General features: G+C 63.9%; 9 protein-coding genes. 1 reads left to right on the forward strand and 8 read right to left on the reverse strand.

Annotated features, from left to right (window positions below; translation table 11 throughout):
• Positions 1–346: 346 nt before the first annotated feature.
• Positions 347–1,243: a glycine betaine ABC transporter substrate-binding protein gene (locus ACSVIK_RS08410; RefSeq protein WP_442443894.1), complete on the reverse strand. Its 897-nt coding sequence runs from the start codon at positions 1,241–1,243 to the stop codon at positions 347–349.
• Between the two features lie 683 nt (positions 1,244–1,926).
• Here ACSVIK_RS08410 and ACSVIK_RS08415 point away from each other — a divergent pair.
• Complete coding sequence (locus ACSVIK_RS08415) at positions 1,927–3,018, forward strand: GlxA family transcriptional regulator (RefSeq protein WP_268180848.1); 1,092 nt, start codon at positions 1,927–1,929, stop codon at positions 3,016–3,018.
• A 192-nt stretch (positions 3,019–3,210) separates the two neighbouring features.
• Here ACSVIK_RS08415 and ACSVIK_RS08420 read toward each other — a convergent pair whose 3' ends face one another.
• The 7 genes from ACSVIK_RS08420 to ACSVIK_RS08450 form a co-directional block, all read right to left on the reverse strand.
• On the reverse strand, positions 3,211–3,462 hold the full coding sequence (locus ACSVIK_RS08420; RefSeq protein ID WP_442443895.1) for a hypothetical protein: 252 nt from the start codon (positions 3,460–3,462) through the stop codon (positions 3,211–3,213).
• Between the two features lie 163 nt (positions 3,463–3,625).
• Complete coding sequence (etfB, locus tag ACSVIK_RS08425) at positions 3,626–4,399, reverse strand: electron transfer flavoprotein subunit beta (RefSeq protein WP_442443896.1); 774 nt, start codon at positions 4,397–4,399, stop codon at positions 3,626–3,628.
• Between the two features lie 74 nt (positions 4,400–4,473).
• Complete coding sequence (gene etfA / locus ACSVIK_RS08430; protein ID WP_442443897.1) at positions 4,474–5,706, reverse strand: electron transfer flavoprotein subunit alpha; 1,233 nt, start codon at positions 5,704–5,706, stop codon at positions 4,474–4,476.
• Positions 5,707–5,743: 37 nt separating this feature from the next.
• Complete coding sequence (gene dgcB / locus ACSVIK_RS08435) at positions 5,744–7,705, reverse strand: dimethylglycine demethylation protein DgcB (protein ID WP_442443898.1); 1,962 nt, start codon at positions 7,703–7,705, stop codon at positions 5,744–5,746.
• Positions 7,706–7,806: 101 nt separating this feature from the next.
• Complete coding sequence (gene dgcA, locus ACSVIK_RS08440) at positions 7,807–9,867, reverse strand: dimethylglycine demethylation protein DgcA (RefSeq protein ID WP_442443899.1); 2,061 nt, start codon at positions 9,865–9,867, stop codon at positions 7,807–7,809.
• Between the two features lie 99 nt (positions 9,868–9,966).
• Positions 9,967–10,497: a 4-vinyl reductase gene (locus tag ACSVIK_RS08445; RefSeq protein WP_268180855.1), complete on the reverse strand. Its 531-nt coding sequence runs from the start codon at positions 10,495–10,497 to the stop codon at positions 9,967–9,969.
• Between the two features lie 189 nt (positions 10,498–10,686).
• Positions 10,687–11,664 carry a dipeptidase gene (locus ACSVIK_RS08450; RefSeq protein WP_442443900.1) on the reverse strand — a complete coding sequence of 326 codons (978 nt, stop codon included), beginning with the start codon at positions 11,662–11,664 and terminating at the stop codon, positions 10,687–10,689.
• Positions 11,665–11,833: the final 169 nt, after the last annotated feature.

Consider the following 11,833-nt stretch of genomic DNA (forward strand, 5'->3'; position numbering starts at 1 on the left):
ACCACTTGTACCTGAGACCGAATGAGTGGTTCTGATGAACACCTTAAAAACCTTAACAGATCTTTTTACCCCCAGGTCAAGCCTGGAAGCCCCGTGCGGCGCGGTTCGGAGACCGCTCCTGGGGCTGCAGGCGCCGTCTCATGGGGGCTGCGCTTGTGTTGAAAAAAATTGACAGTGACAGGCCGCAAAAGGTCATCTCGCCGCGAAAAAAGTCCTTGCTGCAGTCCATTGTCAGGGTGACCGAGCTCAGGTGTTCGCTGACATGGCCGCAGTGAAAAACCGGCTGAGCGAAGACGGCCTTAATTCGCACCTGGGACTATCTTTGCCGCCTTTGTAATGTCGTTCATCAGGGCCGTCGCTGCACGCCCTCGAGCCAAGTGCTGACCATTGCGGAATTGTTCTCCAGCCACTCCTTGGCCACCCGCCGGCGGTTGGTATTGCCTTCCAACACACCGCTCATCAACTTATTTTCCGCCGCGATGGTGAAGGTCATGTTGCGAAACAAGCGGGCCAGGTTCGGGCATTCGCTGCTGAAGCCGCCACGCGCCACGGTATTGACCTGAGCGGCTCCGTAGTTGGGACCGAAATACTGGTCACCACCGGAGAGGTAGAACATGCGCAGGCGATCGTTCATCGGGTGCGGCTCCCAGCCGAGGAACACGGCCGACTTGCCTAGCTGCTGGGCGCGTTCGACATGGTTGAGCATGCCTTTTTCGCTGCTTTCCACCAGGGTGAAGCCACCCAGGCCGAAGACGTTGTCGCGGATCATGTTCTTGACCATCTGGTTGCCCTCGTTACCGGGTTCGATACCGAAGATCTGCCCGCTCAACTCATCCTTGAAGCGCTGGATGTCGGCGAAATCATGCAGACCGGCGTTATAGGCCGGTTCCAGTACCGCGAGGGTGTAGCGAACGGTTGGCAGATTGGTGTGCAGCTTTTCGATGCGACCGCTTTGCAGGTGGGGTTCTATCAGTTGCGCCTGCGCCGGCATCCAGTTACCGAGAAAGACATCGATCTGGCCGTCCGAGAGCGCCTGGTAGGTCTGCGGAAGGAGCATGCGCTTGACCCTGGTGCGATAGCCCAGGTCGTTGAGCACCAGGCGGGCAACGGCCGTGGTCATGGTGATATCGGTCCAGCCGACGTCGGCGAAGGTGACCAGTTCGCAGCGCTCGGCTTCGGCGGCCTGCAGGTGAGCGACATACAGCAGAGCAAACGCGAACAACCAATGAGCGAATCTTTGCATGGAGCACTCCTGCCTGGTTCGAGAGGACGTGAGTCGAAGGCTGACTGCAAAGCAATTGATGGGCCGTCTGTCGGGCGAAAAACGACCTCCACATATCCAGGACAGACGCGCTGCGTCGCTTGCGTGGCGTAATCGATCGAAACGGGCGCAGCTCGGCTGGTTTGCCGTCGTCTGGCAGGGAGGCCTGGCGCCTTGGTCTCAGGAGCCTGTCGTGGCTTGATGGTCGATCCGCTGCCGCGCAGCTCAGGCTGTCTAGGCCGGGCCTTGCAGTGATGGCAGAACGCTCGCGCAGCGACCCTTGTCCTTGAATCTTACTGGGGCGAGTGGTGCTTTTTTCGCCAGTTTTTGGTGCGTGACGAATGCGCCTGCGTGCAGGCTGTAACACCATCTGTTACCGCTCATCCGTTACTGCCCTTGAGTGCCCATGCAGGGGATACCTTTGGCAGTGCTACCGAAATGCACAGGGCTCCCTGGAATGGGTCATTGCATGTCTGTGGCGGGCGTCTTTCGACGGCTTGGAAAGCCCGAGCGGCGCGCGTCTGATTTTTTATTGAAGGCATGATCAATTTAGGCACGGGCTTTGCCTGATATTCATGACCAGCTGGTCTAGAACCGGCGCCATAACAAAACAGCCACCCGCCTTTGGCGGGTAGTTACCGTGCTTTAGCGTGAGGGCTACACCGATGTCGCAGTTCAGCCAAGGGGCACAGCCCCAAAACCGTGTGCAATCCGTCGGCTTTCTGCTGCTGGACAATTTCACTCTGATCTCGCTCGCCTCGGCGGTAGAACCTCTGCGCATGGCCAATCAGCTTTCCGGCAAGGAACTGTATCGCTGGCATACGCTCACCCACGACGGCCAGCCGGTGGTGGCCAGCGACGGCCTACAGATCACCCCGGATGCCGCCATGAGCAACGCGCCGGCGCTGGACGCGGTGATCGTCTGCGGTGGCGTGGACATCCAGCACGCGGTCAAGCGTGAGCATGTCAGCTGGCTGCAATTGCAGGCACGTCAGGGCCGTCAGCTCGGCGCGGTGTGCACCGGTAGCTGGGCGCTGGCCAAGGCCGGGCTGCTCGACGGTTACGACTGCAGCGTGCACTGGGAGTGTCTGGCCTCGATGCAGGAAGCCTTCCCGCGTGCGGCCATCACCACCCGTCTGTTCTCCATCGACCGCAATCGTAACACCTCGTCCGGCGGCACCGCGCCGATGGACATGATGCTTCACCTGATCGGCCAGCAGCATGGTCGCGAACTGGCCGCCGGCATCTCCGAGATGTTCATCTACGAGCGTATCCGCAACGAGCAGGATCACCAGCGCGTGCCGCTCAAGCACATGCTCGGCAGCAACCAGCCGAAGCTGCAGGAGATCGTCGCGCTGATGGAGGCCAACCTGGAAGAGCCGATCGACCTCGACGAGCTGGCCTGCTTCGTCGACATCTCCCGGCGTCAGCTCGAGCGTCTGTTCCAGAAGTACCTGCACTGCTCACCGTCGCGCTACTACCTCAAGCTGCGCCTGATCCGTGCGCGCCAACTGCTCAAGCAGACCAGCATGTCGATCATCGAAGTGGCCTCGGTGTGTGGCTTCGTCTCCACGCCGCACTTCTCCAAGTGCTACCGCGAATACTTCGGCATTCCGCCACGGGATGAGCGTGCTGGCCAGCAGGGCAACAACCTGGTGATGTTGCTGCCGATTCCCGAGCATCAGGTCAACTCCAGCGCTGTGCTGGCGCTCAGCCGTGCCCAGGGCGAATCGACCTTCGCCAGCGTGCGGATCTGAGTCGAGCCGCAATGAAAACGGGGCGCCATTGGCGCCCCGTTTTTTTTGAGGTCGCGGCTCAAGCCCCTCCCACATGGCTCGAACCCTTGTCGGGCTGTTCAGGCCCCTAGGGTGCGCTGTGCGCACCGGGAAAACTGTCGCTTAGGCCGGCTTTGACACCAGCGCCTGTAGGCGCACCGGGGAAACCATCGCTCAGGCAGGCTTTGGCACCAGTGCCGGCAGCAGATGCTTGCTGATGGCTTCGCGTACGTTGGGCAGCAACGTGGCGCTGCCGCCGAGCATCTCTTCCACCAAGCGGCGCAGGGCTACCGCGCGTTCGGCGCTGAGGCCGCTGACGGCCAGCTCGCAGGCCTGCTCCGGCGAGGCGCCCGGAGGAATGCTCAGGCCCAGCGCCACCAGGCGCTCGCGGAAGTCTTCCTGGTCGATCAGGTCGGCATGCATCATGGTCGTGGCTCCTTATGACAAGGCAAGCGTTTGAAAACCCAGGCGAGTCGACAGGGTACCCAGGATATTACGCGTTTCCTTCACTCGGCGGTGGGCTCGAAGCCTTAGCTTCGAGCGACCCCCTGTTCCAGCCTGTCAGGACTGGCTGTCGTGCTGGCACCTGTTAGCGCAGTACGCCTTCTTCGACCAGCAACTTGAAGATGGCCTCCGCGCCTTCCTGCGGCGAGACGTCCTTGAGTACCTTGCCACCCCCACCACTGGCCTTGGCCGTGGCGGCTTTCATGCGCTCCGCGCCGGTCTTGGCCTTGATCACCTTGAGACGCTTGGGCCGCGGTTTGGCCGGTTGCAGGCTGGCCTCGGCCAGCAGCACGTCGTCCACCACTGTGACCTCATGCGCTTCGATCTGGCCGCGGCGGGCCGGGCCGAACGCGCTCTGGCGGGCGACCGGGGCGGCGTTGTCGACACTGGCGACGCAGGGCAGACGCACCTTGAGGCGGCGTCGCTGACCCCGCGGCAAGGCTTGCAGCACCTGAGCCACGCCGTTTTCCACCTTTTCCACCTCGGCCAGGCCGACCACCATGGGCCAGCCCAGGCGCTCGGCCAGCAGAAACGGCAGCATGCCGGAGCCTTCGCCGGTTTCCGCCTGGCTGCCGGTGAGCACGAGCTGGGTGCGACTGCCTTGCAGGTAGTCCACCAGCAGTGGCAGGGCATCGGCCCCTTCGGGTTGTTCCAGCACGTCGATTTGTTCCAGACCCATGCCCAGGTAGCCACGCAGGGCTTCGGCCTGTGGGTCGCCGGCGTGCAGCAGTTGCAGCTTCTGCCCGCTCAGGCGCAGGCCCAGCTCCACGGCGCGGGCGTCCTGTTCGGCGCGACGCGGGCGACCCGAGGTCGGGTGGGCGCCGACCGAGATCAGGGCAACGATATTCAGATCAGTCATGGCTCCCCCGTAGCCCGGATGCAATCCGGGGATGGGTGTTGAGGGTTGCGCTGTGCATCCGCGCCGTGCAGGGTTCAGGCCGCTTCACGCTTGCCCTCCTGGCGCCAGGCGGCGACACGTTCCATCAGGGCCGCAAGGATAGCCGCCGAGTCACCGATCACCGACAGGTCGGCACGTTTGATCATGTCGCAGCCAGGATCCATGTTCACTGCCACCACCTTGTCGCAGGCACCGATGCCCTGCAGGTGCTGGATGGCGCCGGAAATGCCGACGGCCAGGTAGACGCGTGCGGTCACCCAGGTGCCGGTGGCGCCAACCTGGCGATCACGCGGCATGAAACCATCGTCCACCGCCACGCGCGAGGCGCCTTCGGTGGCACCGAGGGCGACGGCGGCCTGGTGGAACAGGTTCCAGTCCTTCACGCCGTTGCCGCCGGAGAGGATGAATTCGGCCTCGGCCATGGGAATCTGCGCCGGATCCACGGCCACCGGGCCGAGATCCTCGATGCGCGGCAGACTGTGGGCGACTTTCGCCTCCAGCTCCAACGGACGGACTTCGTGACGGGTCTCGCTGACCGGCTCGGCGCACTCGACTGCCGCCAGGATCAGTCGCGGCAGGGCGCGCTGGATGTCCTGCTGGCCACTGCCGGCACGGCCGATGGCCTGCTCGCCGGCCACCTGCCAGACGCGCGTGGCCGGGCGCTCGCCCAGTTTGGCGGCCAGGCGCCGACCCAGTTCGCCGCCACCGGTGCGGCTGTCGGGCAGCAGCCAATGACGTGGCGCCAGTTGGCTTTCCACGGCGCTTAGCGCCAGCACGCGGGTTTCCGGGGCGTAGCCGTCGAAGGCCTCGCCACTGATGCGCAGCAGGCGATCGACGCCGGCCGTGTCGAAGGCGCTTTCCTTGTCCTCGCCGAACACCACGGCCACCACGGCGCCGTTGGCACCGGCCAGGTTGCGAGCCAGGCCGAGCAGGTCCTTGTCATGGCTGGACAGGCGTCCGCCGACCATGTCCGGCACCACGCAGACGTGGAAGGCCGGTTGCTCGACCACGTGCAGCGGCAGTTGCACCTCGGCGCTGGCACTGCTGCGCTTGCCGCCGGTGCCTTGCTGGGCGCCGCTGCGGTCGATGCGCTTGAGCCCGGCCGGGCCGACGAAGCCGGCGGCGATGGCGTGCGGGTTCTTGCGGATGAGGCCGTTGGGGCCCATCCAGCTGGTCTGGTTCTGGCTCTGCATGGCCGCATGCAGCGGGTGCAGGCGGTTGCGGGCGATCCACTCGGCACGAGGGTCGCGGCGGATGATATCGCTCATGCCTGGGCCTCCTGAATGGGCTGGGAGTGTCGTTTCATCACTGCGCCTCCGCCAGTTCGCGCTTGCTGGCCGGGCGTTTGGCCGGCACTTCGGTGGCTTCGATCAACACCTCGGCCACCAGCTCGGCGATGTCCTTGATCTCCGGGCGCGGTGCGACCACACCTTCGAGCATCGCGGTGCACTGCGGGCAACCCACGGCCACCACCTCGGCACCGGTTTCCTTGATGTCGACCATACGCATGTCGGGAATCCGCTGCTTGCCGGGGATGTCGGTGATCGGTGCACCGCCACCGCCGCCACAGCAGCGCGAACGGAAACCGGAACGTTCCATCTCCTTGACCTCGATACCGATGGCCTTGAGCACGGCGCGGGGCGCCTCGTACTCGCCGTTGTAACGGCCGAGGTAGCAGGGGTCATGGTAGGTCACGCTGGCGGCCTTGCTCTGGCCGAGATTCAGCGAACCCTTGCGCACCAGCTCTTCGATGAAGGTGCTGTGGTGCAGTACCTGGTAGTTGCCGCCGAGGGCGCCGTACTCGTTCTTCAGCACGTGGAAGCTGTGCGGGTCGCAGCTGACGATGCGCTTGAAGCGGTACTTGGCCAGGGTGGCGATATTGCGTTTGGCCAGGTGCTGGAAGGTCGCTTCGTCACCCAGGCGACGAGCCACGTCGCCGCTGTCGCGTTCTTCCAGGCCGAGCACGGCGAAGTCGACGCCCGCTGCCTTGAGGATCTTCACGAAAGCACGCAGGGTACGCTGGTTGCGCATGTCGAAGGCACCGTCACCGACCCAGAACAGCACATCGGTTTCACCCTTGTCGGCCAGCAGCGGCAGGTTCAGGTCGGCCGCCCAGTTCAGGCGACCGCCGGGGTTGAAGCCGCCCGGGTTGTCGGTGGCGATCAGGTTGTCCAGCACCTCGGCGCCCTTGTTCGGCGTGGCGCCTTTTTCCAGGGTGAGGTGACGGCGCATGTCGACGATGGCATCGACGTGCTCGATCATCATCGGGCATTCCTCGACGCAGGCGCGGCAGGTGGTGCACGACCACAGGGTCTCGGCATCCACCAGGGCCTTGCCGTTCAGGTCGACGATGGGCTGGTGCGGGCCGCCGCTGTGCTCGCCCAGCGGTTTGCCCGGGTAGGGCGAACCGGCGAACTTGGCGTCATTGCCACCGGCCAGGCCGATAACCATGTCCTGGATCAGCTTCTTCGGGTTCAGCGGCTGGCCGGCGGCGAAGGCCGGGCACATGGCCTCGCACTTGCCGCACTGCACGCAGGCGTCGAAGCCGAGCAACTGGTTCCAGGTGAAGTCGGTGGGTTTTTCCACCCCCAGCGGGGCTTTCGGGTCGTCCAGGTTCAGCGCTTTCAGACCCGTGGAGCGACCGCCGCCGAAACGCTCGGCGCGGCGGTGCCAGGCCAGGTGCAGGGCACCGGCGAAGGCGTGCTTCATCGGCCCGCCCCAGGTCATGCCGAAGAACAGCTCGGACACACCCCAGGCCACGCCAACGGCGAGAATGGCCGCCAGCACCCAGCCACCGAAACCGACCGGCAGAATCCCGGCCACCGGCAGCGTGGCGATGAAGAAGCTCGCCGCGAACATCAGCAAGCTCTTGGGCAGGCGCATCCACGGGCCTTTCGACAGGCGCGACGGTGGGTCGAGGCGGCGCTTGGCGACGAACAGGGCACCGACGAACATCAGCGCCGTGGCCGCCAGCAGGGCGAAACCGAGGATGCGGTTATGCAGGCCGAAACCGTGCACGACGATGGCCAGCACGGCCGCCAGGACGAAACCGCCGGCGGTGGCCACGTGGGTCTTGGACATGTACTTGTCGCGCTCGACCACATGGTGCAGATCCACCAGATAGCGGCGCGGCATCTTCAGCAGGCCGCCAATCCAGTCGACCTTGGCTGGCCGACCGCGACGCCACATGAAGAAGCGCTTGGCCGCGCCAATGACCGCAAGGGCCAGGGCGGCGAAGAGCAGGATGGGAAGGATTACGTTCAGCATGAGAGCCCCCGAGGGGCAGCTACAAGCTTCAAGCTGCAAGCCTCAAGCTGAAAGCGACGGGCGCCTCTGCTTGCAGCTTGCAGCTTGTGGCATGCGGCTGCTTAAAAGTCCTTGCACAGGCGCAAGGCGTCGTAGATCGCCGCGTGGGTGTTGCGCTGGGCCACGCAGTCACCGATGCGGAACAGCAGGTAGCCGTCGCCCGACTCGGACAGGCAGGGCTGCGGCTTGATCGCGAACAGCGCCTCGACGTCGATCTGACCCTTGTTGCGCGAGCCGTCCTTGAGGGCGTAGTACAGCGTTTCGTCAGGACGCACGCCGTTCTCCACCACCACCTGGTCGACCACCCGTTCTTCCTTGGCCCCGGTGTATTCGTTCTCCAGCACGGCGACCAGCTTGTCGCCTTCGCGGTAGACCTTTTCCAGCATCAGGTCGCCGGTCATGATCACTTCTTTCGGGTACAGGCTGCGGTAGTAGGTGGGGAAGGTGGTGCCACCCATGGCCACGCCCGGTTTGATGTCGTCGGTGACGATCTCCACCTGAGAGCCCTTGTCGGCGAGGAAGTCGGCGACCGACATGCCGGTGAATTCGCAGATGGTGTCGTACACCAGCACGTTCTTGCCCGGCGCGACCTTGCCGGCCAGCACATCCCAGCTGCTCACCACCAGACCTTCGGCGGCGCCCCAGTGCTCGTTCTGCTCGATGAAGGAGTGACCGCCGTTGGCCAGCACCACGATGCCGGGCTTGAGGTCGAGGATGGTGGCTTCATCGGCCGCGGTGCCCAGGCGCAGATCGACGCCCAGACGCGCCAGCTCCAACTGGTACCAGCGGGTGATACCGGCGATCTGATCACGCTGCGGCGCCTTCGACGCCAGGGTGATCTGCCCGCCCAGTTGCTCCTGCTTCTCGAACAGGGTCACGTCGTGGCCACGTTCGGCGGCGACGCGTGCCGCTTCCATACCGGCAGGGCCACCGCCGACGATCACCACCTTGCGCTTGGCGCCGGTGGTTTTCTCGATGATGTGCGGTACGCCCATGTACTCACGGGAAGTCGCGGCGTTCTGGATGCACAACACGTCCAGGCCTTGGTACTGACGGTCGATGCAGTAGTTGGCGCCGACGCATTGTTTGATCTGGTCGATCTGGCCCATCTTGATCTTGGCGATCAGGTGCGGGTCGGCCATGTGCGCACGGGTCATGCCGACCATGTCCACGTAGCCGCCTTCGAGGATACGGGTGGCCTGGTTCGGGTCCTTGATGTTCTGCGCGTGTAGCACCGGTACCTTGACCACTTCCTTGATGCCGGCCGCCAGGTGCAGGAAGGGCTCCGGCGGGAAGCTCATGTTGGGGATGACGTTGGCCAGGGTGTTGTGGGTGTCGCAGCCCGAACCCACCACGCCGATGAAATCGAGCATGCCGGTGGCGTCGTAGTAGGCGGCGATCTGCTTCATGTCCTCGTGGGACAGGCCGTCCGGGTGGAACTCGTCACCGGTGATGCGCATGCCCACGCAGAAGTCGTCGCCGACTTCGGCGCGCACGGCCTTGAGCACTTCCAGGCCGAACTTCATGCGGCCCTCGAAGGTGCCGCCCCATTCATCGGTACGCTTGTTCACGCGCGGCGACCAGAACTGGTCGATCAGGTGCTGGTGCACGGCGGACAGCTCGACGCCGTCCAGGCCGCCTTCCTTGGCCCGGCGCGCGGCCTGGGCATAGTTGCCGATGATGCGCCAGATTTCCTCCACCTCGATGGTCTTGCAGGTGGCGCGGTGCACGGGTTCACGGATGCCGGACGGCGACATCAGGGTCGGCCAGTTGAAACCGTCCCAACGCGAGCGGCGGCCCATGTGGGTAATCTGGATCATGATCTTGGCGCCGTGCTTGTGCATGGCGTCAGCGAGATTCTGGAAGTGCGGGATGATGCGGTCGGTGGACAGGTTGACCGAACTCCACCATTCCTGCGGGCTGTCGATGGCGACCACGGACGAACCGCCGCAGATGGCCAGGCCGATGCCGCCCTTGGCCTTCTCTTCGTAATACTTGACGTAGCGCTCGGTGGTCATGCCGCCGTCGGTGGCGTAGACCTCGGCGTGCGCAGTGGAGAGCACGCGGTTGCGGATGGTCAGTTTGCCGATCTGGATCGGCTGGAACATTGCTTCGAAAGCCATTGCGGCACCCTCACGGAAAAGCGGCCTGGGGCCTTTTGTCGAGAGGGGCTTCAGTGGCGATTGGTCGCGGCTGAAGCCCTCGCGAATACCTTTTATTGTTTACAGCGGTTTGACGCGGAACAGACCGTGGTCATGGCCTTCCTGCGAGGCACCGTAGACCTGCTCGGCCACGGTACGGATGCTGCTGCCCTGAGCCTGCAGAATCTGATCCATGGCGCCGGCGAACCAGCCGGTGAACATGTAGTCGACCGGACGCCCGCACTTGCCGTAGACGTAGACGAAGGCCGAGTGATCCAGGCGCACTTCGCAGGTGCCGGCGTCGAGGTCGATCGACTGGATTTTGAACAGGCCCCAGCCGCGCTGCGACAGGCGCTTCATGTAGTGCTCGAATACCGCCACGCCGGACAGGCCATGGCACTCGGCTTCCTTCTCGCACCAGTGCCAGGCGGATTTGTAGCCGGCCTTGTAGAGAATTTCGGCGTACTTCTCGGCGCCGAGCACTTCCTCGATGCCGATATGGTTGTTGACGAAGAAATGCCGCGGCACGTACAGCATCGGCAGGGCGTCGGTGGTCCAAACGCCGGTTTCGTCGTCGACCAGGATGGGCATTTCGGGGGCGTGGGTGGCCATGTGTTCAAACTCCAGAATTCGTTATCTTGCGTGTTTAAAAATGCGGATGAATGCCTGTGGAGCCGTAGCGAGCACGCCGAGAGCAAGGAGACCCGCAGCGACAAGCGAGAGCAGTACGACTGTACGGCGAGCTTGTCGCGAGGACGCGACGCAGCTATCGGTGGGCGCAGTAGGCTCCGCGGGTGTTCATCATTCGCCCCAGACGTCGGCCAGTACGCGCACCCAGTTCTCGCCCATGATCTTGCGTACAACGCGCTCGGAATGGCCGCGTTTGAGCAGGGTTTCGGTGAGGTTGGGGAACTCGCCGACGGTACGGATACCCAGCGGGTTGATGATCTTGCCGAAGCTGGTCAGGCGGCGGGCGTAGCCCTTGTCGTGGGTCAGGTACTCGAAGAAATCCTGGCCGTGGCCCTGGGTGAAGTCGGTACCGATACCGACGGCGTCTTCACCGACGATGTTCATCACGTACTCGATGGCCTCGGCGTAGTCGTCGATGGTCGAGTCGATGCCCTTGGCCAGGAAGGGGGCGAACATGGTCACACCGACGAAACCGCCATGATCGGCGATGAACTTCAGCTCTTCGTCGGACTTGTTGCGCGGGTGCTCTTTCAGGCCGGAAGGCAGGCAGTGCGAGTAGGTCACCGGCTTCTTCGACTCGAGGATGACTTCCTCGGAGGTCTTGCTGCCGACGTGGGACAGGTCGCACATGATGCCGACGCGGTTCATCTCGGCGACGATCTCGCGACCGAAGCCGGACAGGCCGCCGTCACGCTCGTAGCAGCCGGTGCCGATCAGGTTCTGGGTGTTGTAGCACATCTGCACGATGCCCACGCCGAGCTGCTTGAACACCTCGACGTAGCCAATCTGATCCTCGAACGCATGGGCGTTCTGGAAGCCGAAGAGGATGCCGGTCTTGCCCAGCTCCTTGGCCTTGCGGATGTCGGCGGTGGTGCGTACCGGCATCACCAGGTCGCTGTTCTCGCGAATCAGCTTTTGGCTGGCGGCGATGCTGTTGACGGTGGCCTGGAAACCCTCCCACACGGACACGGTGCAGTTGGCGGCGGTCAGGCCCCCTTTGCGCATGTCCTCGAAGAGTTCGCGGTTCCACTTGGCAATGATCAGACCGTCGATGACGATGCTGTCGGCGTGCAATTCGGCTGGGCTCATCAGGCTGTCCCCTTGGGTTCTGCTGCGCCGAATCGGCTGTCGGCGCTTTGGGGGGAGCATATCCCTGGGGATTTGGCCGCTATCGTGCAAAAACGACTGGGGGATTGCCGAAAACGTCAAGCCGGTCGCGGATGGACATGTGGGCTTCGGTACGTCGCTTTCGTGCCCG

It is taken from the genome of Pseudomonas sp. NCHU5216 (assembly GCF_052156495.1).
Classification (GTDB): Bacteria; Pseudomonadota; Gammaproteobacteria; order Pseudomonadales; family Pseudomonadaceae; genus Aquipseudomonas.